The organism is Agarivorans sp. DSG3-1 (assembly GCF_046774965.1).
Lineage (GTDB): Bacteria > Pseudomonadota > Gammaproteobacteria > Enterobacterales > Celerinatantimonadaceae > Agarivorans.
On the sequence record NZ_CP177241.1, the window covers coordinates 4,452,735 to 4,478,188 of the forward strand.

Annotated in this window: 28 protein-coding genes; 4 read left to right on the plus strand and 24 right to left on the minus strand. The window is 44.1% G+C overall.

Going from position 1 to position 25,454, the window contains the following annotated elements; all coding sequences use genetic code 11:
* Positions 1-48: 48 nt before the first annotated feature.
* Positions 49-1,356, minus strand: a complete 1,308-nt coding sequence (rlmD, locus tag ACLD71_RS20670; protein WP_411991859.1) for a 23S rRNA (uracil(1939)-C(5))-methyltransferase RlmD — start codon at positions 1,354-1,356, stop codon at positions 49-51.
* Between the two features lie 94 nt (positions 1,357-1,450).
* Between rlmD and barA the strand changes: the two genes are divergently transcribed.
* Entirely contained in the window at positions 1,451-4,228 is a 2,778-nt protein-coding gene (gene barA, locus ACLD71_RS20675) for a two-component sensor histidine kinase BarA (RefSeq protein WP_411991861.1), read from the plus strand.
* 51 nt (positions 4,229-4,279) lie between these two features.
* Here the strand turns inward: barA and ACLD71_RS20680 are convergent, their stop codons facing one another.
* The 12 genes from ACLD71_RS20680 to rpoE form a co-directional block, all read right to left on the minus strand.
* Positions 4,280-4,591, minus strand: a complete 312-nt coding sequence (locus tag ACLD71_RS20680) for a hypothetical protein (protein ID WP_137671617.1) — start codon at positions 4,589-4,591, stop codon at positions 4,280-4,282.
* 12 nt (positions 4,592-4,603) lie between these two features.
* Positions 4,604-4,981: a holo-ACP synthase gene (gene acpS / locus ACLD71_RS20685; RefSeq protein WP_137671618.1), complete on the minus strand. Its 378-nt coding sequence runs from the start codon at positions 4,979-4,981 to the stop codon at positions 4,604-4,606.
* Positions 4,982-4,984: 3 nt separating this feature from the next.
* Positions 4,985-5,725 (minus strand): pyridoxine 5'-phosphate synthase, encoded by a 741-nt coding sequence (pdxJ, locus tag ACLD71_RS20690; protein WP_137671619.1) that lies wholly within the window; start codon positions 5,723-5,725, stop codon positions 4,985-4,987.
* Positions 5,726-5,750: 25 nt separating this feature from the next.
* Complete coding sequence (gene recO, locus ACLD71_RS20695) at positions 5,751-6,458, minus strand: DNA repair protein RecO (protein WP_161985065.1); 708 nt, start codon at positions 6,456-6,458, stop codon at positions 5,751-5,753.
* A 2-nt stretch (positions 6,459-6,460) separates the two neighbouring features.
* Complete coding sequence (gene era, locus ACLD71_RS20700) at positions 6,461-7,360, minus strand: GTPase Era (RefSeq protein WP_137671621.1); 900 nt, start codon at positions 7,358-7,360, stop codon at positions 6,461-6,463.
* Positions 7,357-8,031, minus strand: coding sequence for a ribonuclease III (gene rnc, locus ACLD71_RS20705; RefSeq protein WP_201798681.1), 675 nt, complete (start codon positions 8,029-8,031; stop codon positions 7,357-7,359). The genes era and rnc overlap by 4 nt, the downstream gene beginning before the upstream one ends.
* A gap of 10 nt (positions 8,032-8,041) precedes the next feature.
* Complete coding sequence (lepB, locus tag ACLD71_RS20710) at positions 8,042-8,956, minus strand: signal peptidase I (RefSeq protein ID WP_411991864.1); 915 nt, start codon at positions 8,954-8,956, stop codon at positions 8,042-8,044.
* 1 nt (position 8,957) lies between these two features.
* The gene (gene lepA / locus ACLD71_RS20715; RefSeq protein ID WP_201798667.1) at positions 8,958-10,757 is read right to left on the minus strand and encodes a translation elongation factor 4; all 1,800 of its coding nucleotides are present in this window, start codon (positions 10,755-10,757) and stop codon (positions 8,958-8,960) included.
* Between the two features lie 196 nt (positions 10,758-10,953).
* On the minus strand, positions 10,954-11,421 hold the full coding sequence (locus ACLD71_RS20720; RefSeq protein WP_411991866.1) for a SoxR reducing system RseC family protein: 468 nt from the start codon (positions 11,419-11,421) through the stop codon (positions 10,954-10,956).
* Entirely contained in the window at positions 11,405-12,415 is a 1,011-nt protein-coding gene (locus tag ACLD71_RS20725) for a MucB/RseB C-terminal domain-containing protein (RefSeq protein ID WP_411991868.1), read from the minus strand. The genes ACLD71_RS20720 and ACLD71_RS20725 overlap by 17 nt, the downstream gene beginning before the upstream one ends.
* Positions 12,416-12,456: 41 nt before the next feature.
* Positions 12,457-12,993 (minus strand): sigma-E factor negative regulatory protein, encoded by a 537-nt coding sequence (locus ACLD71_RS20730; RefSeq protein ID WP_411991870.1) that lies wholly within the window; start codon positions 12,991-12,993, stop codon positions 12,457-12,459.
* Between the two features lie 21 nt (positions 12,994-13,014).
* The gene (rpoE, locus tag ACLD71_RS20735; RefSeq protein ID WP_137671626.1) at positions 13,015-13,593 is read right to left on the minus strand and encodes an RNA polymerase sigma factor RpoE; all 579 of its coding nucleotides are present in this window, start codon (positions 13,591-13,593) and stop codon (positions 13,015-13,017) included.
* A gap of 200 nt (positions 13,594-13,793) precedes the next feature.
* Between rpoE and nadB the strand changes: the two genes are divergently transcribed.
* Positions 13,794-15,407: an L-aspartate oxidase gene (gene nadB / locus ACLD71_RS20740; protein ID WP_137671627.1), complete on the plus strand. Its 1,614-nt coding sequence runs from the start codon at positions 13,794-13,796 to the stop codon at positions 15,405-15,407.
* A 70-nt stretch (positions 15,408-15,477) separates the two neighbouring features.
* On the opposite strand, the gene ACLD71_RS20745 is transcribed toward nadB, so the two are convergent.
* Positions 15,478-15,879 (minus strand): protein YgfX, encoded by a 402-nt coding sequence (locus tag ACLD71_RS20745; protein ID WP_137671628.1) that lies wholly within the window; start codon positions 15,877-15,879, stop codon positions 15,478-15,480.
* Positions 15,851-16,096, minus strand: a complete 246-nt coding sequence (locus tag ACLD71_RS20750) for a succinate dehydrogenase assembly factor 2 (protein WP_137671629.1) — start codon at positions 16,094-16,096, stop codon at positions 15,851-15,853. The genes ACLD71_RS20745 and ACLD71_RS20750 overlap by 29 nt, the downstream gene beginning before the upstream one ends.
* A 154-nt stretch (positions 16,097-16,250) precedes the next feature.
* On the opposite strand from ACLD71_RS20750, the gene ygfZ reads away from it, so the two are divergent.
* Together ygfZ and ACLD71_RS20760 are read left to right on the plus strand one after the other, a co-directional pair.
* Positions 16,251-17,195, plus strand: coding sequence for a tRNA-modifying protein YgfZ (gene ygfZ, locus ACLD71_RS20755; protein ID WP_137671630.1), 945 nt, complete (start codon positions 16,251-16,253; stop codon positions 17,193-17,195).
* Between the two features lie 29 nt (positions 17,196-17,224).
* On the plus strand, positions 17,225-17,437 hold the full coding sequence (locus ACLD71_RS20760; protein WP_137671631.1) for a DUF1289 domain-containing protein: 213 nt from the start codon (positions 17,225-17,227) through the stop codon (positions 17,435-17,437).
* A 49-nt stretch (positions 17,438-17,486) separates the two neighbouring features.
* Here ACLD71_RS20760 and pstB read toward each other — a convergent pair whose 3' ends face one another.
* The 9 genes from pstB to ACLD71_RS20805 all read right to left on the minus strand — a co-directional run bounded on the left by pstB (position 17,487) and on the right by ACLD71_RS20805 (position 25,433).
* Positions 17,487-18,236, minus strand: a complete 750-nt coding sequence (gene pstB / locus ACLD71_RS20765) for a phosphate ABC transporter ATP-binding protein PstB (protein ID WP_137671632.1) — start codon at positions 18,234-18,236, stop codon at positions 17,487-17,489.
* 9 nt (positions 18,237-18,245) lie between these two features.
* Positions 18,246-19,088, minus strand: coding sequence for a phosphate ABC transporter permease PstA (gene pstA, locus ACLD71_RS20770; protein WP_137671633.1), 843 nt, complete (start codon positions 19,086-19,088; stop codon positions 18,246-18,248).
* Positions 19,088-20,023: a phosphate ABC transporter permease subunit PstC gene (pstC, locus tag ACLD71_RS20775; RefSeq protein ID WP_411991872.1), complete on the minus strand. Its 936-nt coding sequence runs from the start codon at positions 20,021-20,023 to the stop codon at positions 19,088-19,090. The genes pstA and pstC overlap by 1 nt, the downstream gene beginning before the upstream one ends.
* A 77-nt stretch (positions 20,024-20,100) precedes the next feature.
* The gene (locus ACLD71_RS20780; protein WP_411991874.1) at positions 20,101-20,916 is read right to left on the minus strand and encodes a phosphate ABC transporter substrate-binding protein; all 816 of its coding nucleotides are present in this window, start codon (positions 20,914-20,916) and stop codon (positions 20,101-20,103) included.
* A 320-nt stretch (positions 20,917-21,236) separates the two neighbouring features.
* Positions 21,237-21,803 carry a DUF882 domain-containing protein gene (locus ACLD71_RS20785; RefSeq protein WP_411991875.1) on the minus strand — a complete coding sequence of 189 codons (567 nt, stop codon included), beginning with the start codon at positions 21,801-21,803 and terminating at the stop codon, positions 21,237-21,239.
* A 153-nt stretch (positions 21,804-21,956) separates the two neighbouring features.
* Positions 21,957-23,702, minus strand: a complete 1,746-nt coding sequence (locus ACLD71_RS20790) for a L,D-transpeptidase family protein (RefSeq protein ID WP_411991877.1) — start codon at positions 23,700-23,702, stop codon at positions 21,957-21,959.
* A 109-nt stretch (positions 23,703-23,811) separates the two neighbouring features.
* Positions 23,812-24,351, minus strand: a complete 540-nt coding sequence (locus ACLD71_RS20795) for a DUF924 family protein (RefSeq protein WP_137671637.1) — start codon at positions 24,349-24,351, stop codon at positions 23,812-23,814.
* 21 nt (positions 24,352-24,372) lie between these two features.
* Positions 24,373-24,813: a hypothetical protein gene (locus ACLD71_RS20800; protein WP_137671638.1), complete on the minus strand. Its 441-nt coding sequence runs from the start codon at positions 24,811-24,813 to the stop codon at positions 24,373-24,375.
* Positions 24,810-25,433, minus strand: coding sequence for a helix-turn-helix transcriptional regulator (locus tag ACLD71_RS20805; RefSeq protein WP_411991879.1), 624 nt, complete (start codon positions 25,431-25,433; stop codon positions 24,810-24,812). The genes ACLD71_RS20800 and ACLD71_RS20805 overlap by 4 nt, the downstream gene beginning before the upstream one ends.
* Positions 25,434-25,454: the final 21 nt, after the last annotated feature.

The following is a 25,454-nucleotide window of genomic DNA, read 5'->3' on the forward strand; positions in this document are numbered from 1 at the left end:
CTACATTTCCTTTGTTTTATTATTCTCTATTAACAAACTAGCCAACACCTAGCGTTCGAACAAGGTCATTGTTTCAACGTGTTCAGTGTGGGCGAACATGTCTACCAGCGCTAATTTAACTAACCGGTACCCCGCCTGTTTAAGCACTGCTGTGTCTCTAGCTAGTGTTGCAGGGTTACAGGACACATATACTACGGTGCTTGGGCTAAGCTTGGCAACCTGAGTAATAGCAAGTTTTGCACCTGCACGAGCAGGATCTAATAAGACTTTAGTGACTGCTGAATTTTCCCATACTGTTGCGGTTTCAACCTGTTCTAAATCACCACTAAAAGCTTGAATATTACTAATATCATTGCGTGTTGCATTAAACATCACACGTTCGCTCATGGCCGCTACGCCTTCTACCGCAATCACTTGCTGAGCTTGCTGGGCAATCGCCAAACTAAAGTTGCCAATACCAGAATACAAATCCAATACCACATCGCTTTTGTTAAGCTGCAACCAATCTATAGCAGTAGACACAATCTGTTGATTCATTGCTTCATTCACTTGAATAAAGTCACCGGGCGTAAACGCCAAGTTTAGCTGTTGCTCGTTTAACGTGTAATAGGCATCAGAGCCTACTAGCCATCGCTGTTCCTCAGTGTGCAACTGCAAGCCAATATTATGTCGCTCGGCAAACTGCTTTAATTGCAGCTCTAATTTCTCACTAGGCGCTTTGGTTAAGCGAATTTTGCAAACGGTTTGAGGTTGGCAATCTATTAACTCAATATGCCCCAAGCCAACCGTTTTAGGCCAAGCCTTAACTAAGAGCTGTAAAGCAGGAATTAGTTCCGAAAGCCGGGGCGTTAGCACCTTACATGCTGAAATAGCCACCAATTGCTTACTGGCCTTTTGCCTAAAACCCAACTGCCAGCCAGTGGTTTTATCAAACCAAGAGCTTAATCGAGCAACCCGGCGATATTGCCATTCATCACCATAAATCGTTTCAATCTTCGGCAAATCGGTAAAACCGGATAAACGTGAAATCAATGCAGCCACCGCGTACTGTTTGTATTCACGCTGCTCGGCTGCGCCTAAATGCTGTGCACTACAGCCGCCGCAACGTTGATAAAACTCACATTCAGGTTCTAAACGCTGAGGTGAAGAACTCAAGCGTTTTAACAACTTAGCAGGGCCTGATTTACTCGCCGGCAAAATATCTATGCGCTCTCCTGGCAGCACATCGTCGACAAAAAATGTTTGCCCATTGGCTTTAACTACGCCCTTTAAGTGGTGATCGAGCTGCAAAACCTCTACACCTCTAAGAGCTTTAACATTGTTCGATTTGGGTTTAGCTTTAAAAAATTGCGCCATAGAAGAGACTTATTAAACCTGTGAATACAAAAAGGGATGGGCTTATGTCATCATAAGCGATTGGAACCATGTCATTTTCCCATAAGAAACGTTTATGACCAAGTATGGCTTACGTGCCCGCGTATATATTCTCACCATTATACCCACTCTGTTCGTGGGGATCTTGTTAGCGAGTTACTTTACTTTTAACCGTAATCAGCAACTCGATAACTTTGTGATTGAACAAGGGGTTAACGTTATTGAACCGCTGGCTATTGCCAGTGAAGTAGGTTTAAGCCGTTACAACCGAGAAAAAGTTAAATCACTGATCAGTGTAACTCACCGTAAAATGTCTCCGCTTATCAAGAGCATTGCGGTTTACGATAAACACAATCAGCTATTTGTCACCAGTAACTACCACCGCAATATTCGTTTGTTGCAAAGCGATCCAGAATTACCGCTCCCGCAATCAACTCAAGTAGAAATTTACCCCAATCGCATTATTTTACGCGCCCCCATTTGGGCTGAAGCCGAAGGTAGCTTCGCAGCATTTAGCAATGGTAAGCCCGAATTATTGGGCTATATCTCAATGCAGTACAACAAAGACAGGGCGTTGTTACTGCAGTTTAGAGATACCACCGTTGCCCTATTTATTGTTTTATTTGGTGTACTGATTAGTGTGTTGTTTGCCTTCCAATTAAGTAAACAAGTCACTCAGCCCATCACCAATATGGTAAGTATTGTAGATAGAATTCGCCAAGGGCGCTTAGATGCGCGGGTAGATGGCAGTTACACAGGTGAGTTGGGTTTACTGAAACATGGTATTAATTCCATGGCGAAATCCTTGGCCGAGTACCACGAAGAGATGCATCAGAGCATTGACCAAGCCACCAGTGATCTACGGGAAACCTTAGAGCAGATTGAAATTCAAAACATTGAGCTGGATATTGCTAAAAAAGAAGCCCAACAAGGGGCAAAAGCTAAATCTGAATTCTTAGCAAACATGAGCCATGAGCTTAGAACGCCACTAAATGGCGTCATTGGTTTTGCTCGCCAACTACTAAAAACGCAACTGAGCAATAACCAAGCAGATTACCTGCTCACCATTGAAAAGTCGGCTAACAACCTATTAGCTATCATTAACGACATTCTAGATTTCTCAAAATTAGAAGCCGGTAAACTAAAGCTAGAACGTATCGACTTTAACTTTCGCGATACAGTAAACGATGTAGTCACCCTACTCGCACCTAGCGCTCAAGATAAAAACCTAGAATTAAACCTTCTGATTGAACCAAATGTTCCCGAAGGCTTACGAGGTGACCCCTTGCGCCTACAACAAGTCTTTACCAACCTGTTGGGCAATGCCATTAAGTTTACCCACCAAGGGCAAATAACTGTAAACGTTGGCTTAGTTAAGCAACAAGGTCAGCAAGTAATACTTGGCGCCTCGGTACAAGATACTGGTATTGGTATTTCGAAAGAACAACAGTCTCAGCTGTTCCAAGCCTTTAAACAAGCAGACACCAGCATTAACCGTGAATACGGTGGTACTGGATTAGGGTTAGTGATTACCCAGAAGCTAGTGCAACAAATGGGGGGCGACATTAAACTAAGCTCTGAGCCTGAACATGGCGCTATTTTTGGTTTTGAGCTCCATATGGAACTTGCGGAAATGGTATTGGGCGCACCGCTTCCACTCACCGCCTTAAGTAAGACCTCCGTATTATTGTTTGAACCTCACGAGATTAGCCAAGCGGTTGTATCTGGCTTGGCTGAACAGTGGCAGTTACCACTGCAAACCGTTAACACTGAGCAACAGTGGCGCAATGCCCTTGTCGATTTTCAGGGCACCTTGGTCATCGGCCATAGCGATTGGAAAGATTTAGCGCCTCTTCAACAAAAAATAACCCAAGCACTTAAAGTGTCTTACGAAGTGATTGCGCTGATTAACTCAAGCGATCCCGATATTCACCAAGTGATTTTACAAGCAGGTGCGAAACACTGCATTAGCAAGCCCATTAATCATCGTAAATTCGCACACGCCTTGGTAGATGACCGCATCGACGACTCTCCTGTTGTTACGCCAATCGCCAAAGTATCGCGCTCAAAACTGGTCCTGCGAGTACTCGCAGTTGATGACAACGCCGCCAACCTCAAGCTAATTTCAGCCATGTTGGAAGAGTTGGTGACCGAAGTAGATACCTGTACGAATGGCTTAGAGGCAATAACTAAAGCCGAAGAAAACTCTTACAACCTGATATTGATGGATATTCAAATGCCGATTTTAGACGGTATTAGCGCCACACAAAAAATCCGTGAAAATAGTAAAAACCAGCAAACACCAATTATTGCGGTAACGGCGCATGCCTTAGCCGGTGAAAAGGAACAGCTGCTCGGCCAAGGTGTAGACGACTACCTTGCCAAACCTATCGACGAGTCCTCTTTAGAGAAGCTTATTCATCGCTGGCAACCCAACGCCAAATTGCTCAGTCGTGAAAACTTAGTGTCTACCTTAGAGCAACCGCAGATATTGGAGTTTGAAAACGCCAGCTTGTCTTGGCAATTAGCCATGCAACGTGCCAACAATAATCAAACTCTTGCGCTAGATATGTTTGTGATGCTTCAAGAAAGCTTTGCTGAAATAGAAAGCGGCATTGAGCAAGTACTTGCTCAGCAGCTAAACGCTGATGAATTTGTATTGCTGATCCATCGCTTTAGAGGCGGCTGTGCTTACAGCGGCTGTAAACGCCTAGAGTCTTTAGCTGGCACTATTGAAGATAGCTTACGTCAGCATGGAGAGGTGGCTAGGGTTGAGCCTGAACTGCTTGAGCTAAGTGATGAGATTGAAAAAGTGAAACTCGCTGCTAAGCAAATCAACCAACAACTCAACTAATCGCTCAATGGGATTCACTCCAAGAAAAAAGCCGCTTTGCAGCGGTTTTTGTTATTGTTCTTCTTCTATTTTAGCTTGGTCTTGTTGTTCTTTTAAGAATCGCCCGGTGAGCACTTGCCCTCTATTGCGATTACAATACCAGTTGTAGAAGGGGTAACTTACTAGGCCAAATAAAGCCGTCACTAAAGCATTACTGAACGGCGAAATAATCATCGGCAATATCGCCTGAATAATGTTTCCACCATTCATAATGGTATAGATTAACAAAGCCAAGCCAGCTATTACACCTACACCAAAACCCACTAAAGCCAACAGCTTCATTAGACCAAATAAGTCTAACTGAACGCGATATCGTTCAACCAAGATACTTCTCCTTTATTCGCGCTCTAGTACTACGGTAGCCACCGCGTAATCGCGCTCATCACTAATACTAATAAACTGACTGGTTACCCCTAGCTGCTCTGCTAACGCTAAAGCGGCTCCGCTAAAATGCAACTCGGGTTTACCCAATTGGTTGTTACTAATTTCAATTTGCTGAAAACCAACGCCTTTGGCGATGCCGGTTCCCAAAGCTTTGGCAGCAGCCTCTTTAGCAGCAAAGCGTTTAGCAAGAAAACGAGCCGCTGAAGAATGTTCAGCAAATCGTAGCTGTTCGCTTTCGGTTAAAACACGCTTTGCTAGGGCTTGCATTTGCTTACTATTAGCAATGCGCGCTACCTGTACAATATCGGTGCCCAAACCTACCACGGCCACGACTTATTGCTCGCTCTTGCGCGCTTGTACCATTAAGGCTTTCATTTCGCTTACGGCCTCAGTCATGCCAACCATTACCGCGCGAGCAATAATGGCATGGCCAATATTCAACTCAATAATTTCTGGTAATGCCGCAATAGGCAATACGTTGTGATAGTGCAAACCGTGGCCAGCATTCACTTTTAGGCCTTTATCAGCGGCATAGCTAGCGGCTGCTGCAATTTTCTTTAATTCTGATTGCTGGGCAGCTTCATCTTTTGCATCGGCATAATGGCCGGTATGCAACTCAATAAACGGTGCGCCTGAGGCTAACGATGCATCAATTTGCTCATCATCTGCATCGATAAACAGCGACACTAATATACCCGCTTTAGATAAGTTGCTCACCGCGGCGGTAATCTTCTCAAGATTACCAACAACATCCAAGCCGCCTTCTGTAGTTAGCTCTTCACGCTTTTCCGGCACTAGGCATACAAAATGAGGTTTATGCTGACAAGCAATTTCTATCATTTCATCGGTAACAGCCATCTCAAGGTTTAGACGGGTCTGCACTGTTTGGCTCATTACCGCTACGTCACGATCCACGATATGGCGACGGTCTTCTCTCAAGTGAATGGTAATGCCATCGGCACCGGCCATTTCAGCAATGCCAGCAGCCAAAACAGGATCTGGATAAGTGGTGCCACGCGCTTGGCGTAAAGTGGCGATATGGTCGACGTTAACGCCTAATAAAATGTCACTCACGTACTTTCCTTCTTCAACAATGCTGTTATCGAACAGCTTTATTGGTAGTTTTAATTGGGGTAAATAGCTTACGACTGGTTAGTTCTCTTCCACCGAGTAACTGCGCAATCGCGATTCGACAAAAACGTTTGGCACAAGCAAGGTGTGACGCTTGTAGCGGATCAAAACTTAGCAACATCAGCACTTCTTGGTAACTAAAAATAACATTACTTAAGCGAAGAGACGTTACAACAAATCCTTGGTCTAAACGATACTGATAGTTAACACCATCGGCAAGCTGTTCTGGCTCAGTTAAGGCGAAACCTAAATCAGCTATCAAATTCAATTCAAATTCACGTAAACAGGCTTCCAAAGGTTGCTGCTTCGCCAATGCCATTAAACTATCTTGGTACAGCTGATACAAGCCGGGATAAGCGGTATTTTCGTCGAGCAAATAGTACAATAGCTCATTCAGGTAGAGGGCGCTGTATAAGTAGTTGCCAAACAACGGCAAAGCTAAATTACTGGCCTCTACTTGTTTAAAATTGAGTAAGCTACCTTTGCCAGCAAGTTCAACCAGCAAAGGAACGCCAGGCTGCAAAATGCCGCGCGATTTAGACCGTTTAGCCCGCGCACCTCTTGCTACAGCACTTACTTTGCCAAATTCTAACGTGAATAGCTGAACCAACAAACTCGTTTCACGATAAGGCCGCGTATGAATAACAAACGCGGGAGTAAGTGCCTGTTCAGGCAAGCTTATTCGTCTCCGTAACCTAAGCTACGCAAAGCGCGCTCATCGTCGGCCCAACCAGATTTAACCTTCACCCACATTTCTAGGAACACTTTGTTATCAAACAAACGCTCCATATCTAAGCGGGCTTCTTTACCAATGGTTTTCAATTTGTCGCCTTTGCTGCCAATAATCATTCGTTTTTGGCTAGGGCGTTCAACAAGAATAAGGGCATTGATTTGATACACGCCATTCTCTTGCATCTTAAACTGTTCAATTTCTACGGTGGTTGAATACGGTAATTCTTGACCGGTAAAACGCATCAGTTTTTCACGTACAATCTCTGCAGCCATAAAGCGCGAAGAACGGTCGGTTATATAGTCTTCAGGGAAAAAATGCACATTCTCAGGCAGGGTTTGTTGTGCCCATTCTCGAATTTGCTCAATGTTTTTCCCCTGCTTGGCTGATATCGGTAGTATGTGTGAGAAATCAAATTTTTCCTGCATCAACTTCATATGCGGGAATAACTCTTCTTTATCTTGTACGTTATCCACCTTATTAATTGCCAATACTACTGGCACTTTTAAATGGCGTAATTTTCCCAGTACCAATTCATCATCGGCTGTCCACTTGGTGCCTTCAACCACAAACACCACCATTGACACATCGCCCAAAGAGCTGGTCGCAGCGCGGTTCATTAAGCGGTTAATGGCACGCTGTTCTTCAATATGTAAACCGGGAGTATCTACAAAAATAGTTTGATAGATATCATCGGTATCAATACCTAGAATACGGTGACGAGTGGTTTGTGGCTTCTTAGAAGTGATGCTTACCTTTTGGCCAAGAATAGAGTTAAGTAAAGTGGATTTACCTACATTTGGGCGACCAACAATGGCTACAAAGCCACAACGAGTATCATAATTCATACTAAACGCTCCAATACCAACTCAGCGGCAACTTGTTCAGCTTTACGGCGACTAGTGCTAGTGCCAACAACAGGTTCATCTAAGCCTTCTACAGCACAACTCACGGTGAACTGCTGATTATGTGCCTCACCTTTTATGTCTACTACTTGGTAGTCAGGTAAAGCTTGTTTACGTGATTGCAAAATCTCTTGTAAACGGGTTTTAGGATCTTTTTGACTTAAACCTGGTTCAATAGTGTTTAAGCGATCTTGGTACCAATTCAGCAGCATAGTTTTGGCGCTATCAGTGCCACTATCTAAGTATACTGCACCAATAATTGCTTCAACCGCATCGGCTAAAATAGATTCACGACGAAAGCCGCCACTTTTCAATTCACCGGGCCCCAATTTAATGTATTCACCCAACTCAAAATTACGGGCTAGCTCAGCTAAGGTTTTACCCTTAACCAAAGTAGAACGCATAGGGCTTAAGTCGCCTTCAGATACATCGGGAAAACGGTGGTAAAGCTCGTCAGCAATCACCCAACTCAGTACCGCATCGCCTAAAAACTCAAGGCGTTCATTGTGTACGCCTCCGGCACTGCGATGCGTTAATGCTAAGTTAAGCAGGCTGTCATCTTTAAATTTGTACCCTATCGCACGCTGCAAGCGTTCTGGGTTTGAGCTAATCATCATCTACCTTTTACTTGATCGCACCAATGCGATTAAATCGAACACCGGTGGGTATCCATCCTGGTAATATTGAATCTTCGGCGCGCTCAAATTCAAAGCTAATCCATATAGCTACGGCTTTACCTACTAGGTTCTCATCAGAAACAAACCCCCAGTAACGGCTGTCTGTACTGTTATCGCGGTTATCGCCAAAGGCCAAGTAATGACCTTCTGGAACAATCCACTCATCTTTAGCCGTACCTGGCTGCTGATAAAAGTATTGCACGCGATCTGGAGCTGCTGGATTAATCAATATTTCATGACTCACTTCGCCCAGTTGCTCATGATAATTTTCTAGTGACATAGGGCCTTGTTTAAAGCGACCTGACACTTCAAAGTCTAGTGGAACAGGCTTCAACTCAGGGCAAGGTGTGGATTCACACTTTGGCTGAATGAACAACTGCTTGCCTCGATAAATCACTCGATCGCCGGGTAAACCTACAATGCGTTTGATGTAATCAATACGAGTATCTTGAGGATACTTAAATACCGCTACATCGCCACGCTCTGGGCTACCAGTTTCCAATAAGGTCGAACGAGTTACCGGATCTTTCAACCCGTAAGCAAACTTCTCAACCAAAATGAAATCACCCACTAATAAAGTCGGCATCATCGAGCCAGATGGAATTTGAAAAGGCTCGTAAATAAACGAGCGCAGCACCATCACAATGGCAATAACCGGGAATACTGAACGCCCGTTTTCAATCCACCCTGGAGGCGCTGTGATCTTCTCTTCTGCGTCACTAGGTAAATCACCGCCAGCGGCAGTTCGAGCATCTTGCAACTTCGCGGCACGTTGCTTTTCCCAATGAAACTTATCTAAAGCCCAGATAATTCCGGTTACAAATGTAGCCAATACCAGAATTAGCGGAAATATAGTGGCCATGTTAGTCCTTTCCAATATGTAGTACGGCTAAGAATGCTTCTTGAGGTACTTCCACGTTACCTACTTGCTTCATTCGTTTCTTACCCGCTTTTTGTTTCGCTAATAGTTTCTTCTTACGGCTAACGTCGCCGCCATAACATTTGGCGATAACGTTCTTACGCAACTGCTTAACAGTAGAGCGTGCAATAATATGCATGCCAATTGAGGCTTGAATAGCAATATCGAACATCTGACGCGGAATCAATTCTTTCATTTTATCTACGACCTGGCGACCACGAGACTCAGAGTGATCTTTGTGAGTAATTAATGCTAGGGCATCCACTCTGTCACCATTGATCATGATGTCTACACGCACCATATTCGCCGCTTGGAAATGTTTAAAATTGTAATCCAACGAGGCATAACCACGGCTAGTCGATTTCAGCTTATCGAAAAAGTCTAATACCACTTCAGCCATTGGAATTTCGTAAGTTAGTGCAACTTGCTTACCGTGATAAGCCATGTTGATTTGCATGCCGCGTTTTTCAACACATAAGGTAATCACATTACCCAAGTACTCTTGTGGCACCAAAATGTTTACTTCAGCGATGGGTTCACGAATTTCAGCAATATTATTGGTTGGCGGCAATTTAGCTGGGCTATCAACAAACAGCTCTTCACCACTGTTCATTTCAACCTGGTAAACCACAGTAGGTGCAGTGGTAATTAAATCAAGATCGTATTCGCGTTCTAAGCGCTCTTGAATAATCTCCATGTGCAACATGCCTAAGAAACCACAACGGAAACCAAAACCTAAAGCGGTAGAGTTTTCTGGCTCATAAAATAAAGAAGCATCATTCAGGCTTAGTTTGCCTAAGGCATCACGAAAGTTTTCGTAATCATCTGAACTGGTTGGGAACAAACCTGCATATACCTGAGGTTTAACTTTTTTAAAGCCCGGTAAAGCTTGCTCAGAACCATTCTTAAGCGTGGTAAGCGTATCGCCCACTGGTGCACCAAGAATATCTTTAATGCCTGCCACAATGTAGCCCACTTCGCCTGTTTTCAACACACCAGTATTGGTTTGCTTAGGCGTAAAAATACCCACTTCATTCACTACGTGTGCTTGTCCGGTAGACATCACAACCATTCGTTCACCGGCTTTTAGCTCGCCATTAGTGACACGAACTAACGACACTACGCCTTGGTAGTTATCAAACCATGAGTCAATAATTAGTGCTTGTAGCGGCGCTTCATCGTCACCTTCTGGTGGCGGAACGTCACGTACAATGGTTTCTAATACGTCTTCAATACCTAAACCCGTTTTAGCAGAACAAACTGTAGCGTCGGTGGCGTCAATCCCCACAATGTCTTCAATTTCTTCAGCTACGCGATCAGGATCAGCCTGTGGCAAGTCAATTTTGTTAAGCACAGGAATGACTTCTAATTCCATTTCCATCGCCGTATAACAGTTGGCTAAGGTCTGCGCTTCTACGCCTTGCGCTGCGTCAACTACCAGTAAAGCACCTTCACAAGCCGCCAAAGAACGTGATACTTCATAGGTGAAGTCAACATGCCCTGGGGTATCAATAAAGTTAAGTTGGTAAGTTTCACCGTTTTTGGCGGTGTAATCCAAGGTGACACTTTGTGCTTTAATGGTAATTCCGCGTTCACGCTCTAAATCCATAGAGTCTAAAACTTGCGCTTCCATCTCACGATTACTCAAGCCACCACAGTGTTGGATTAAGCGGTCGGATAGGGTCGATTTACCATGGTCGATATGAGCGATAATCGAAAAGTTACGAATATTCTTATTTATCAAGATATTACCTTTGTAAAATCATCAATGAGCAAACCAAAGCTCAACTTTCTTTAAAATGCAGCAATCGCGCATTGTATCGTTGACGCGGATACTACCACAATCCATCAAAATCCAAAAAAAATGCGTACTTATTTCAGTAAATGTTTTACCAGTAATAAAACTAAAAAAGCGCCCAATTTTGGACGCTTTAAAAAACTTAACTTTGCCGACTCAGCATTCGTGGTCGATAACGCGAATGATGAATAAAATACCTAGCCAGCAAACGTACCGATAAAAAGCCAAGTAACAAACCGCTAAACGCGCTTAAAGCGATAAGCCAATCACCCGCCATAATCTGTTGGCTTAACCATTTTCCGATACCTGCACCTGCGATAAGCATAATCAAGGGCAGTAAATACACGAGCAAAGCACTTTGCAGCATATTTTTTGCCACCAAACCCAATTCAATCTGATCACCTACTTCTACTGAATCAGTGAGTTTTACTTTAAGTTGGTGAGTTCGAGTTGGAAAAGCTTTAGCGATAGCGCTATTCCCGCAATGCTCGGCACTTCCACAACTACCACAGGCACTTTTACTGACACACTCTACGGTTGCATAGCCGTCATCTACCTCCACGACTTTAGCGGTTTCAATGATCAGCGAGCCGTTATTGAGCTGGCTCATTAGCTTTCTCTAGGTATGGGCCGATAACTACGGAGTCAGCAATTTTTGACGCAGTTTCTGGCGGAATTTCGCCCACAACCGTAATTTCAATGCCTTTTCTCACTACAGTGTGCAAACTTGTCGCACCTTGACGAACCAGTTGCTCACGTAAAGGATTCGTTTGGCCAATTGCGTTCGCGTAAACCGAGATATCAAATAAGCCGTCGCTGAGTTTGATGTAGTCAACAGATTCAGACAACACAGCCAAAGAATGCTGCTCTTTTTGTGCAATATTCATCCCTTTGGGCTGCCAACCTAAACGCCAATTAATCTTATGTTTTTCGTTGTTAACCGCTTCTTTACCCACAACCGTACTAGGTAAATCTAAGTTCGAGAGCTCTACCATCCATTCACTTGGTTGTTCAAACTCAGATAAGGTCACAGCCATTTGCTGCTCTACTAGCTCACCATTTTGGTCAACAATGTCTAAACGCAAAGGTAGCTGCGATCCATAATCTATCCAAAAATATAAGCCGTATAAGTCTGAAGATTTAGGCACAATCCGCATCACTTGAGCGGGACGCCCTGCTACGCGGCTCTTACCTGCAATAACAAGATCGTAATTGGCTTGTAAATGCGCTAAGTCCACAGCAGCCAAATTACCAAACATTCCCGGCAAGCGAGTAGTTGAAAGGCTGTAAGGAGTTTGCCCAGGTTCAAAAAATGCCACGGTTCCGTCTCGATACACCGCTTCATTAGCGGGGCCATTGAGGTAGACTCGATGAGCTACTTCAACGTCATTCACTACACCATGAATCAGCCGCACAGGTTCTATGTGGCCTTGGCGTACGACAATATATGAAATTTCATATTGTCGCTGTCGAAAAGCGTGTTGATAATCTTGAAGCAAGCTAATAGCGGGGCTAGTTTGAGTAACAATGCTAGAACTAGCATCAGCGGTGGATGAGGTGTTGATAGTTTCTGCTGAAACAGAAAAGGATGCCAGCAACAACATTACTGGCATCCCGATAGTCTTAAAGCGCATAGGCTATATTTTTACTCTACGATACGTTGCTGAAAACGGTGGTCCTGTAAATAGGCACTAATACGTTTACGTTGTTCGACAATTTCAGCTTCGCTTAATTCACGAGGCTGTGGGTTAGACTGCAAGCTAACTGGCGCTACTGCACCACCCACTGGCACGGTATTAAAAACCGGCAGAGGCTGTTCGGCATCGCCCGCTTGGAAAGAATATTGTTGAACACCGATAATCGCCGCTACAGCTACCGAGGCAGCAATTGCATATTGGCCAGCGTATTTAAAGAAACGAACCACCTTAACAGAAGATTCTTTAGTCTCTGTAACCTGAGGTTTAGGCGCTACAATAGCAGGCTCTTGCTCTAGGGCTGAAGCAACTTTACTGGCAATATCTATATCGATTTGCTTTGGCGCATCGCCTCGAAGTACATCACCAATCAAATGGTAATTACTCCACTGCTCTGTATGCTCTGGCTCATTGGCTAACAGATCTAACAGTGTTGCGTCGGTTAATTCGTTATCAACCAGTGCGGATAACTGTTCTTTATTTGCCATATTGGTCATTAATCCCCAAAGTTACCTACTTAAAAGCGGTTGTATTCGCTTTTCAATTGCATCCCTTGCTCGAAATATCCGTGATCTCACGGTTCCGACAGGACAATCCATTACATTTGCAATCTCTTCGTAGCTTAAGCCATCTATCTCTCGAAGAGTAATTGCTGTGCGCAAATCATCAGGTAGTCCTTCCATTGTAGCAAAAACTACCTCTTTTATTTCTTCGGATAACAACAAAGTTTCTGGAGTGTCAGCTTCTTTTAAAGCTTCAGCGCCATCGTAAAACTCTGCTTCCTCCGCATCCACATCATTTGCTGGGGGTCTACGCCCTTGAGCCACAATATGGTTTTTCGCAGTATTAACCGCAATTCGGTACAACCAAGTATAAAACGCACTTTCGCCTCGAAAGTTAGGTAAAGCACGGTAAGCTTTGATAAACGCATCTTGCGTTACATCTGCTACATCACCATGATTCACGATATAACGTGATATAAGGTTTGTTACCTTATGTTGGTATTTTTGTACCAACAAATTAAATGCCGCTTTATCGCCACGCTGTGTCCGTTCGACCAACGTTTGATCTGTCCACTGTTCTGACATCTGTAACTACCGTCTCCCTAATGCTTGAGTTTCGGTAGCTTTTTTGGCGGCACATCTCTTCAGACTGCTTGTTTTCAAAAAAGTTCTCTTCCAACCAAATAAAATTTTGCGCCTCTGTGAGACACTGCAAACTTAAGTAAGTTTCAGTTAAACTAGCTTATACTCCAATTTTTCTTTTAACTACGTATAAGAGCGCATCTATGGAATACACTAGCGATGTTCTAATAATAGGCAGTGGCGCTGCAGGCTTAACTATGGCCTTAAACTTGGCTGATTATGCCAAAGTCCACGTGCTGAGCAAAGGGCCACTGAAAGAAGGTTCCACTTATTATGCTCAGGGCGGTATCGCCGCAGTGTTTGATAAGAATGACAGCGTAGAAGAACATGTCAATGATACCTTGATAGCCGGAGACGGCTTATGTGATGAAGAAGCGGTTAAATTTACCGCAGAAAACAGCAAGCAGTGTATTGATTGGCTCATTAACCTTGGTGTGCCCTTCGACCAAGAAACCGCCACTAACGGCGAATCCAAGTACCACCTTACGCGTGAAGGCGGTCATAGCCGCCGCCGTATTCTGCATGCTGCAGACGCCACTGGTAAGGCCGTTCAAAAAACCTTAGTAAGAGCAGTGCTTAGCCACCCTAATATTACTTTGCTAGAACGTTTTAATGCCGTGGACTTAATCACCGAAACCACCAGTAATGAAAAACGGGTTGTTGGCGCGTACGTTTGGAACCGTAATAAAGAACGCGTAGAAGTAGTTAAAGCCAAATTTGTGGCAATGGCGACTGGCGGCGCCAGCAAAGTTTATCAGTACACCAGTAACCCAGATGTAAGCAGCGGCGATGGTATTGCCATGGCCTGGCGTGCAGGTTGCCGTGTGGGTAATATGGAATTTAATCAGTTCCATCCAACCTGTTTATTCCATCCTGAAGCGCGTAATTTTTTACTTACCGAAGCGCTTCGTGGTGAAGGAGCCTTATTAAAACGTCCTGACGGCAGCCGTTTTATGCCAGACTTTGATTCACGCGAAGAACTCGCCCCACGTGATGTTGTGGCTCGCGCTATCGATTATGAAATGAAGCGCCTAGGTGCCGATTGTGTATACCTTGATATTAGCCATCGTGACGATGAATTTATTGAGCTTCACTTCCCTACTATTCTCAAACGCTGCTTAGAACTGGGCATTGATATTCGCAAACAATCAATCCCGGTAGTGCCCGCTGCCCACTATACATGTGGTGGCGTGGTCACCAACCTGCAAGGCGAAACCGACTTAGCCAACTTATACGCGATTGGCGAAGTGGCTTATACCGGTTTACATGGCGCTAACCGCATGGCCAGTAACTCTTTGCTGGAGTGTGTAGTGTTTGCTCATGCCGCCAGCCAGCACATTAAGCAGCACTTAAATGATGTTGAGCTTTGCCATCAAATACAACCTTGGGACGACAGCCAAGTGAGTGATTCAGATGAAGAAGTTATTATTAACCACAACTGGCACGAACTGCGCTTGTTTATGTGGGACTACGTAGGCATCGTTCGTACTAATAAACGCTTACAGCGAGCAATGCGAAGAATTCACTTGCTGCAGCAAGAAATTTTTGAGTACTACTCAAACTTTAAAGTGGGCAATAATTTGCTAGAACTACGTAATTTGTTGCAAGTTGCTGAGTTAATTGTAGGTTGTGCCATGCGCCGCCATGAAAGTCGCGGCCTGCATTACAATCTAGATTATCCAGATAAGCTAGACAAAATTAAACCCACTATTTTAGACCCAGAAACCTTCTACCAAGAAGATGATAACGACGCTTAAACGCGCTTTAAAAGGCTTACTACGGTAAGCCTTTTTTGTCTCTGTCGCTCTCTAAAGCAGGAGATAGTTACTAAGCTTGCGGGAAGTTGATAACAAAGCACAGCTGGCGGTAAACATCATTGGGTAAGCTGTCGGCAAAAATCACTTTGATAGTAGGCTTATCTTGAGTGCTAGAAACCACCAAACACGCTCCAAAAGCTACCCGAGAATTGGCCAACCATAAGTGCTTAACGTGATGTTCACCTTGCTGATACACAATCTGCTCAGCACTAAAGTACCCACTAGGTTGGTAATGCCACCAATGGTAAAAAAAGCAGCTTGTCGCCAAAAGGCACAAAGCAAAGAGCGGCATCAACTCAGGAAAAGCTAACAGCAAAGTAACTTGCAGCAAGCCATTGGCGAAGACTAAATAGAAGTAGCAGCGCGAGCGCGCTGCCGAGAACTCACACTTTGACGCGCTTGAGAATAACATCAACCATGTCTGCGAGTTGTTGATCTTCACATTCTTTGTGGCCCATAAACCAAGCGAACAAATCAGGATCGTCACAAGCCAATAAACGTTTAAAGGTTTGTTTTTGCTCGTCGCTTAATTCGTCATAAGCCTCATCAACAAAAGGCATAAACAACACATCAAGCTCTAACATTCCCCTACGACAGGCCCATTTTAAACGTGACTTATTTTCCTGCATGTTGTTCCTTGTAGACATGAGTTACACTGGTCAGCAATACTGAAGCCCATTAAAAGGCTTATTAGCGGCGCTGTAAAAGTATTAACGAAGATACCATTTCAGCCACCAAATTACACCTTAATAAGCTTGACCTAGCTCTCAACGGAAGTCGACTATGTCTCAACAAACTTTATGTACTTTGCCTCCATTATTAGTTCAACCATTAGACCAATGGCACTTGGTTAGAGTGAGCGGCGAAGATGCTAATAGCTACCTACAAGGCCAATTGAGCTGTGACGTAAATAGCTTATCTCCTGGTCAACAAAGCCTTGCTGCTCATTGCGATCCAACGGGCAAAATATGGTCGGTACTGCGTTTACTGCGCCTAGAGCAAGACTACCTCTACCTGCAGCCTCAATCCTTGGCTGAATCTCAGTTAAAAGAATTAAAAAAGTATGCGGTATTCTCAAAAGTAAATATCGAAACCGAAACCACCTTACATACCACGGCAGTAATGGGCAGCGAAGCACCGCATTACATTGCCGAGAAGTTTGGTGAAGAAATTGCTAGCCATGGCGGATTAATCGAACAAGGTATTTGTGTGCATATCGACGGCCCTAAGCGCCGTTATTTGGTGATTACCGAAGCGGCTGACTGGGGGCAAGATGCACCGAGCAGTGATCTAGACGCTAACGAGTTGTGGCGAGCACTGCAAATTGTGTCAGGCTTGCCTACCATTGAGCAGCAAACTCAGCAGCAATTCATTCCTCAAGCGCTTAATTTGCAGCACCTCGATGCACTAAGCTTTTCTAAAGGCTGCTACACAGGCCAAGAAACCATTGCCCGCGCTAAATATCGTGGAGCCAATAAACGCGCTTCGTTACGTCTTGCTGGTCATGGCAATACATTACCCAAAGCCGGTGATCGCTTAGAGCAGCAAATGGGTGACAATTGGCGCGGTAAAGGCACTGTGTTACAAGCGGTACAACTTGAGCCTGGCTATATAGAGTTATTAGCGGTGCTTAATAATGATACCGATGCAGAAGCTAAGTTTCGCTTAGCAGGTGATGAGCAAAGCCTGTATACCATCGCCCAGCTTCCTTATAGCTTGGTAGAGTGAGCAGATTATAACTGTCGAGGTACACGAAAATGGACTTACAAGAGCAAATTGAATCACCCTGTATTCGCCAGTGTACCCTCGATGGTGAAGATGTTTGTGTCGGTTGCTTTCGTCGTCTAGATGAAATTTGTGCGTGGACAGGGGTAAATAACGAAGCGAAAAAAGCCATTTTGAAGCGTTGTGAGCAACGCCGAAGAGATGCCCCTAAATGGCATATAGAGTCTTTGCCTATTAATCGCTAAATACAAAAAAGCCGCTGCGTAACCAGCGGCTTTTTATTAAGCAATAAACTTAACCAAAGTCGCCGTTTACATAACCACGGGTTCGCTCGTCTACTGGTGCTGTAAATACTTGCTCGGTGTCGCCATGCTCAACTAATTCACCCATCCAGAAAAATGCAGTTTTATCTGAAATGCGTTTAGCCTGCGCCATAGAATGCGTAACAATCACAATGGTGAACTTTTTACGCAGCTCATCCATTAACTCTTCAATTTTGTGAGTCGCGATAGGGTCTAGCGCGCTGGTTGGCTCATCCATCAAAATCACATCGGGTTGAATAGCAATAGTACGAGCAATACACAAACGCTGCTGCTGACCACCAGACAAACCAAATGCAGGGCTGTTTAATCGATCACTCACTTCATCCCACAATGCAGCGCTACGCAGTGCCGTTTCTACGGTTTCATCCAAGACTTTCTTATTGCGGATCCCTTGGGCTTTTAAACCATAAGCTACGTTCTCGTATATGCTCATTGGAAACGGGTTAGCTTTTTGAAAAACCATACCTACTTTCATACGCAGCGCTGCTACATTGCGATCTTGGTAAATGTCTTTACCTTCTAGTTTTACATCACCCTTAATGGTGACGTTCTCAATTAAATCGTTCATACGATTTAAGGTACGTAATAAGGTAGATTTTCCACAACCTGAAGGGCCAATTAACGCTGTAACCTTCTTCTCAGGGATCGGTAAGTTAATGCCTTTTAATGCGTGAGTGTCGCCGTAATGTAAATCAAGTTCTTTAACGTCAAACTTATTCATATCAATCTCTTAGTAAGCAGCTTTGTTGAATCGACTCGCGATCAATTTAGTCAGTAGGTTAATAGCAAGCACCAATATTATAAGTACGGTGGCAGTTGCGTAGGCTTGATTCCATTCATTAACAGTGAACAATTCTTGGGTTAATTTATACAAATGAACCGTTAAGGTACGGCCAGAATCCAGCACTGATTCAGGGATTCTGGTTACCATACCTGCGGTTAAAAACACCGGGGCAGATTCACCAATGATTCGACCAGTACTTAAAATAACTGCTGTCACAATACCCGGCATCGCAGATGGCAAAATCACTCGCCAAATAGTGTAGATTCGCGAGCTACCTAAACCGTAAGACGCCTCACGGTAAGATTGTGGAACGGCAATCAGCGCTTCTTCTGTGGTTCGAATAATCACTGGCAAAATCAATATAGCCAGCGTTAACGCGCCAGATAAAATTGAAAAGCCTAAACCTAAGGTCACCACAAAAAAGGTCATACCAAATAGGCCGTAAATAATTGACGGAATACCCGCCAATGACTCTGTACAAAAACGAATAATTTTAACTAATTGACTGCCTGGCTTGGCGTACTCGGTTAAGTACAGCGCGGTCATAATGCCAATGGGCGCAGCAATAGAAATGGATAACACCACCATATAAATGGTGGAAACAATCATCGAGAAAATCCCCGAAGTTTCACCAATAGTAGTGTACGCAGAGCTAACGAACTCCCAACTAACATGGCTTAGGCCGTTGCTAAGAATATGCCAAAGCATCCACGCTAAAAATAAAATGGTCATGCCGGCTCCGCCCCAAATAAGGCTTAGCGCAACATTATCTTCAATACGACGGCGCATTACTTCACCTTCTTACGGTTTAATACAAGCAAACTAGTATTTAGCAGCATCACAAACACCAATAACACAATACCGGTTGAGTACAACGAACTTGCATGAATGCCTGTTGCATAAGACATTTCCAAGGCAATATTCGCCGTTAATGAGCGCGCTGAATCCAGCAACGAACCTGGCATAGCTGTTGAGTTCCCCATGACCATAATAATGGCCATGGCTTCGCCTACTGCACGTGCTACTCCCAACACAACACCCGCCAAAATACCCGAGCGCGCAGCCGGCAACATCACTTTAAAAATAGTGAACATTGGCGACGCACCTAAGGCATAAGAGCCTTCTTTATAGGTTTTAGGGATGGCGCGAATCGAGGTTTCAGCAATAGTAATAACGGTGGGTAAAATCATCACCGCCAGTACAACTATACCTGCTAGCAACGTACTACCGGCTGGCACATTAAAGGTTGATTCGATGGCCGGTACGATAATCACTAAACCAAAGAAGCCGTAGACTACAGAAGGGATACCCGCTAACAACTCAACCGCTGGTCGAATCATGTTAGCTAACCATTTAGGCGCAACTTCTGCTAAAAATATCGCGGTTAACAAGGCAACCGGAACACCAATGACTACCGCACCTAAAGCCGATACAACCGAAGCAACAATCATTGCTCCAATGCCGTATAGCGCAGGCGGATACCAATCTACACCTAATAAGAAGTTGGTTAAGCCAGCAAACTGAATCGCTGGTAAACCTTCAAGCACCAAAAAGTAGCCAATAGTGGCCACTGATATCACGCCAATTAATGCACTCACCAAAAATAGTAAGTTAAAAATACGACCAACCCAGTCGACCTTGTGAGCAGACTGGTTAAGCGCATCTATCAGCGCCGGATTTTTAAACTCAAATTCTTGAGTTGGAGCAGCAATCGTTTGATTCATTTTATTTTCATTCCAAAATCAACGTACAACAAAGAGGCATATTGCTATGCCTCTTTTCTTCGTTTCGAATAGGAAACTTAGTTAACTTCGATGTAGCCTTCTTCAGCTACAATGGCTTGGCCAACAGTACCCATGATGTAATCAAGGAACTGTTGTGCTTCAGCGGCTGGCTGGTTGTTTACCAACAATACGAATGGGCGGGCAATACCGTAAGCACCAGACTTGATGTTGTCTTTAGTAGCAGCAGCACCTTCAATAGATACAGCAGCTAATGAGCCGTCAACTGAACCTAGAGAGATAAAGCCAATAGCGTATGGGTTGTTAGCCACTAAGGTTTTGATAGCACCATTACCACTAGCCACTTGAGCGCGTGGAGAGATGGCTGTAACAGTAATATCGTTAATTTTTCGGGTTAGACCCATGATGTCTTCAAATGCACCACGAGTACCTGAACCTACTTCACGCGTTACTGCCACGATAGGTTGGTCAGCGCCACCTACTTCTTTCCAATTTTTAATCTCACCCATGTAGATTTTTTTAACTTGCTCAATGCTTAAATCTTTTACTGAGTTAGCATTGTTAACTGCTACTGCGATACCGTCCATCGCCATAATCACTTCTTGAGTGCTTTGGTTTTTCTCTGAATCTTTAACATCACGAGAAGACATACCAATCATGCTGGTACCTTCTTTAGCAGCGCGAATACCAGCAGACGAGCCAGTACTTTGTACTTCAACCACATCGTGCTGAGTAGCCTGATACCTCTCAGCAAGTACTTCCATGATGCCAGATACTGAAGTAGAACCTGAGACCGTAACAGTGTTACTAGCAAATGAACTTGCAGCAAACAACATAGAAGCAGCACTTAATGCCGTGATTAACTTGGTTTTCATAAGATTTCTCTTCGCAATTAAAAATTAACAATCAGTTTGTCTAAGTCGGGATGCATTGAAACAACCCAATATGACAAAAACATTACAAAAAGAACTTTTGGGAAATGTTTCAGGTTATTTATAGATTTTTTATCTATTCATATACCTAATTTACATAGCATTAACCACAAATCGCTAAACAATAAGAAGCTTGTGACTAAAAAAAGCATATGATTCAGATTATTAAGCCGGTACTCCACCTTCGCAGCGATACATCAGGTAATAAAAAAGGCGTAAGTAATAATTACTTACGCCTTCTAACATGTGACGGTGTTTTTAACTTAAGAGCCACGCCAGTTGCGTACTCTTGCGGTATCAAGGTGGATAAAACCACTGCGTGGGTAATACCCCACCCCGCCTAATTTCAACTCTAGTGCCGCGCGATGAACTTTAGCTAAGTCATGCCCCTGCACCCTTAAGTCGATGGCTTGCCCGGTCATATGAAAACTCTTCTTCGCCACACCGCCACTTTTACTGCGTAGCATTTCGTTAGTTGCTGGCGAACGATATCCAGAAATAATGTCAAACTTAACATTGCCACCAAGACGTTCTTGAAGCAGTGCCATTTGCATATATAGCGCCTTATCCATATCGGTGGCTTCATTGCGCCTAAAATCTCGCAACAAGCTATCTAACTGCTTTACTTCTTTCTCTTGAAACTGACCATCTTTCCAAAAACATACCTCACAACTTTCATTGGTATGTAAGCTAGTCATACTTAGGAAGCGCTCGCCAGGTAACTCTCTAGCAATACTTGAACTTGCGAAGCTTTTTGGTATTCCAAGACCGATTAACCCAGCGCTCAAACCCAACAACAACGACCGCCGTTTCATCTTTCGGTCTAACATTTACACTCACCCCAATAGATCAAAAAACCACCAGCTTGGAGCAAAATACCGATAAGAGACCTAAAAATCAAACAAAGCACTAAGAAACATTTGCCTTATGCAAGCAAACATTGTTTACACAGTTGGATTAAGCTTCTGTTAAATTGAGCTTTTTTAGCTTGCCAGAGCGCTTTCGCTAGCTTCAAAGTTATAAATATCTTTTCGATAATGCAAACCGCCAGAGCCATCAAACCACGAAGTAAAATAAACGAGATAAACAGGGACCTTTTGCCTTAAAGGCACCCATTTGGGCTCTCCTTTAGCAATTAAATGCTGTTTATACTGATCACTATAACCGGCTTGTTTTAACAAGGTAGCCGCTAGTATTTCAGCCGCTTCCACTCGAACACATCCTGAACTAAACGCTCGTTGCTGCTCCGAAAATAATTCAGGTGAAGAGGTATCATGCAGGTATACCGCAAATTGGTTATCAAAGTGGAACTTGTAAGCCCCTAAGGCATTACCTGGCCCTGGACGCTGACGCATACGATATGGGAAAGCACCAGTATCTTTTACCAGAGTCCAATCAATCTGCTCACTTTGTACTGCGGCTCCGTGATAATCAAACAACTCAAAACGTTGTTGCTCTACATAACTAGGGTCACGGCGAAGCTTAGGAATAATGTCTCTACGCACAATGGTTCTAGGTACGTTCCAGTAGGGATTAATTACCACACTGCTAATTTCACTCACTAATAGCGGTGTGGCGCGTGAAGCCCGACCAACCACGACTTTAGATTGAAACACCTCTGCACCTTGGTCCATATAAGTCATTTGATAAGCAGGCACATTTACCATTATTCGTTGCTGGTCAGACACTAGCATAAAGCGTTGTAACAGTTGTTTTCTGAGTAAGTTTCTGGCCAACATTTTGGAGCGATGAATCGGCTTAAAGTTAAGCCAATACAAAGTATCGTTGCCCACAATACCATCTGCTTTTAGCCCATGCTGTGCCTGAAACTGTTGTAAGGCGTTCACTGTAGCTTGGTCCATTAGTTCTGCTTGGTCCAAATCGTCACTAAACTGATTAGCAATATCAAACTCAGCTAAACGTTGGCGTACTAACGGAACCCGAGAGTCGCGGCCTCCAGCATGAATCAGCTGGCCGCGCTTAATGTTATCTGCAGACTGACGCTGCTGCTGAGCATTGACCCAATATAAAATCTGCTGGCGATAGCGCAAACGCTCTATGTCAAGCTCACCTCTTAAGCCGGTTAGCTGCTGGTAAAGATCGCTACGGCTTAATCGTGCTAACCACGGCTCATCAATTAAAATGTGTAATGGCGTCGTCGCGATGTCATTTAATGCCATGCTTTGGGCGTAATCTAAACGCATCAGCTGCTGGCTAAAGGCCATCACACCAAGATAAGCATCGGTATACAAAGCTTCCCATTGTGGGCTGTCGTTATCTACATGATTAATTTGCCTTAACCAATCACTAAGCTGCTTAGGCCCGCCCGCGAGACTTAACTCCAGCAGTAACCATTGTAATTGGTCACGTGCATTTCTTGCCTGAGGGTAGCCATACCATAGAGGCTCCGGATGAAAGTACTGAATTGACTGCTGAAGCTGTGGGTAACGCAATTGGTAAGCGCTAATATCGGTAACGAGCAAGTTCGATTGCGGATCATAAGGAGGCCAATTAAGCCGACTGAGTAAACGTTCTCCAAGGCCCACTTCATTGGTTTGCGCACCTTTAACAACAATAGAATGACTTGGCATTGCTGTGCTGTTGCTCGGCTGCTGATTGGCTTGTTTAAATACGTTTTGAGGCTCGTCACTCGGCCCCAGCAAACTCACGCTAGCGTATACATTAACTGAAAATAAACTCACCAATAGGCTAAACAGCAACCTTCTCACCCACTACTCCAACACCAACTAATACCTTTAAAGCTTAGTGTCTAAGTGGGTTTGGCAGCACAAAAAAACATGACATTTTTATGTCAGCGCTTTAAGTCTATGAGATCGTTTAGAAAGAAGAATTTGGCCCGGCTAAAAAATCTAACTCGGCTTGGCTAGACTCCCTACCTAGTATTTTATTGCGGTGAGGGTAACGACCAAACTGCTCAATAATCACTTTATGTTTCAGTTCAAATTGATAGCTTTGCTCTAAACCTGTTTGATTAAACAGGCATTCAGCTTGTTGATGAACCAACAAAGATTCGCTATGCATGTAAGGCATATATAAAAAGTTTCGCTGTGAACTTGCTAGCTGCTGATCTTGGCCATTACTCACCGCATGCTGTGCTAAGGCGAGCGCTAAGGAATCACTGGCAAATGCTTTAGACGAGCCGCGATAAATGTTTCTAGAAAACTGATCAAGTACAATCACTTCAGCTAAACAGCCTTCTGCACTCTCACGCCAGCTAAACAATTCACATTGTGTCGCTTGTTCAAACAAGGCGCTAAAACGCTGAGAAATAAGCTTGTCTAAGCCTTCATCAACACTAAACCATTGCTGGGGACTTAATTGCTCAAACCAAAACTCGAGTACTTCTTCATACTTCATCTTGATGCCTTTTTGTCCAAGTTAACAACCACAATCACCTTGTAAGGCCCATTGGCATTGCTGATAGTTTTCTGCCGTAGCAATTTGGCTTAGATACCCGACTACTTCACAGCCTGGTTCGCCCCAAGTACAGCCTGGTCTAATCATATTCTCAAGCTGTATTGAAGTCGCGTGATAGCGAAAACCTTGCAGCGAACGATAACCAGGCTCAATTAACAGGGCGCTAGGCCGCGCCCCCCAAAGGTTCACCAATTTACCATTGCGCATCATTATTGGATTCGTGCCATCAAGGTCAGTTTGCAACACAATGCTTGGCCTAATCGGCGGTTTAGCGGGGAAGTAGTAACTACAACCACAACCCATACGTTGCTCACTAAAAGGAATAGCCGCCAACTCACAGGCCGCTATAAACGAACTAAACAAAGGGCTCAATAACAACAAGCAAATCTGAACTTTTATCATGCTTTATCCAACGGGCTGAGTTTGTAAGCGCAGCGGCGCGAACCAGTAACAATATGTTCAGTGCGCTCCACTTGGCACTCTACAAACAGCTTTTGCAGCATTTCTAACTCTGAGCGACACAAACCTTGGCACTCGGTAGCGGCTACACATATTGGGCAATGGTCCTCAATAAAATAGTAATCTTGCTGATCTTTTTGCCAGCTAGCCATGTAACCTTCTTGGCTTCGTTTGGCACTGAGTCGCTCAAGTTTATCGGCTATGTCCGTGTGCCCTGCTAGCGCTTGTTGGTATGCACTAAAGCTTTGTTGCTCGCGATGAATAATAAGCTGTTCCATGCCTGCATCACCAAACACTTGTTGTACCGCGCCCAACAACTGAACACTTAAATCACTATGGCAATCGGGGAAACGGCCATGGCCTTTATCAGTAAGTTGCCAGAACCGAGTGGGCCGACCTACTTTTACTTTTTGGTCAAAATGTTCAATCAAGCCCTCTTTTTCAAGACTTTGTAAGTGCTGCCTTACACCCATACTGGTTATAGCCAGTTGCTCGGCCAACATCTTTACCGTTTGGCCACCTTGGCTTTTAATACGGTATAAGATGTTATCTGTGGTTTTCATGGGGAATTCCTAAGGCTTGAA

Bases quoted from the DNA above. Each gene is read 5' to 3' on its own strand.
- ACLD71_RS20745 (WP_137671628.1), bottom strand. From the start codon at position 15,879: ATGTTATTCTCAAGCGCGTCAAAGTGTGAGTTCTCGGCAGCGCGCTCG.
- ACLD71_RS20760 (WP_137671631.1), top strand. From the start codon at position 17,225: ATGGACTTACAAGAGCAAATTGAATCACCCTGTATTCGCCAGTGTACC.
- rpoE (WP_137671626.1), bottom strand. From the start codon at position 13,593: ATGTCAGAACAGTGGACAGATCAAACGTTGGTCGAACGGACACAGCGT.
- pstA (WP_137671633.1), bottom strand. From the start codon at position 19,088: ATGCGCCGTCGTATTGAAGATAATGTTGCGCTAAGCCTTATTTGGGGC.
- ACLD71_RS20805 (WP_411991879.1), bottom strand. From the start codon at position 25,433: ATGAAAACCACAGATAACATCTTATACCGTATTAAAAGCCAAGGTGGC.
- rnc (WP_201798681.1), bottom strand. From the start codon at position 8,031: ATGATTAGCTCAAACCCAGAACGCTTGCAGCGTGCGATAGGGTACAAA.
- era (WP_137671621.1), bottom strand. From the start codon at position 7,360: ATGAATTATGATACTCGTTGTGGCTTTGTAGCCATTGTTGGTCGCCCA.
- barA (WP_411991861.1), top strand. From the start codon at position 1,451: ATGACCAAGTATGGCTTACGTGCCCGCGTATATATTCTCACCATTATA.
- ACLD71_RS20795 (WP_137671637.1), bottom strand. From the start codon at position 24,351: ATGAAGTATGAAGAAGTACTCGAGTTTTGGTTTGAGCAATTAAGTCCC.
- ygfZ (WP_137671630.1), top strand. From the start codon at position 16,251: ATGTCTCAACAAACTTTATGTACTTTGCCTCCATTATTAGTTCAACCA.
- ACLD71_RS20720 (WP_411991866.1), bottom strand. From the start codon at position 11,421: ATGAGCCAGCTCAATAACGGCTCGCTGATCATTGAAACCGCTAAAGTC.
- ACLD71_RS20750 (WP_137671629.1), bottom strand. From the start codon at position 16,096: ATGCAGGAAAATAAGTCACGTTTAAAATGGGCCTGTCGTAGGGGAATG.
- rlmD (WP_411991859.1), bottom strand. From the start codon at position 1,356: ATGGCGCAATTTTTTAAAGCTAAACCCAAATCGAACAATGTTAAAGCT.
- lepB (WP_411991864.1), bottom strand. From the start codon at position 8,956: ATGGCCACTATATTTCCGCTAATTCTGGTATTGGCTACATTTGTAACC.
- pstC (WP_411991872.1), bottom strand. From the start codon at position 20,023: ATGAATCAAACGATTGCTGCTCCAACTCAAGAATTTGAGTTTAAAAAT.
- pstB (WP_137671632.1), bottom strand. From the start codon at position 18,236: ATGAATAAGTTTGACGTTAAAGAACTTGATTTACATTACGGCGACACT.
- nadB (WP_137671627.1), top strand. From the start codon at position 13,794: ATGGAATACACTAGCGATGTTCTAATAATAGGCAGTGGCGCTGCAGGC.
- ACLD71_RS20780 (WP_411991874.1), bottom strand. From the start codon at position 20,916: ATGAAAACCAAGTTAATCACGGCATTAAGTGCTGCTTCTATGTTGTTT.
- ACLD71_RS20725 (WP_411991868.1), bottom strand. From the start codon at position 12,415: ATGTTGTTGCTGGCATCCTTTTCTGTTTCAGCAGAAACTATCAACACC.
- ACLD71_RS20730 (WP_411991870.1), bottom strand. From the start codon at position 12,993: ATGGCAAATAAAGAACAGTTATCCGCACTGGTTGATAACGAATTAACC.
- ACLD71_RS20785 (WP_411991875.1), bottom strand. From the start codon at position 21,803: ATGTTAGACCGAAAGATGAAACGGCGGTCGTTGTTGTTGGGTTTGAGC.
- ACLD71_RS20800 (WP_137671638.1), bottom strand. From the start codon at position 24,813: ATGATAAAAGTTCAGATTTGCTTGTTGTTATTGAGCCCTTTGTTTAGT.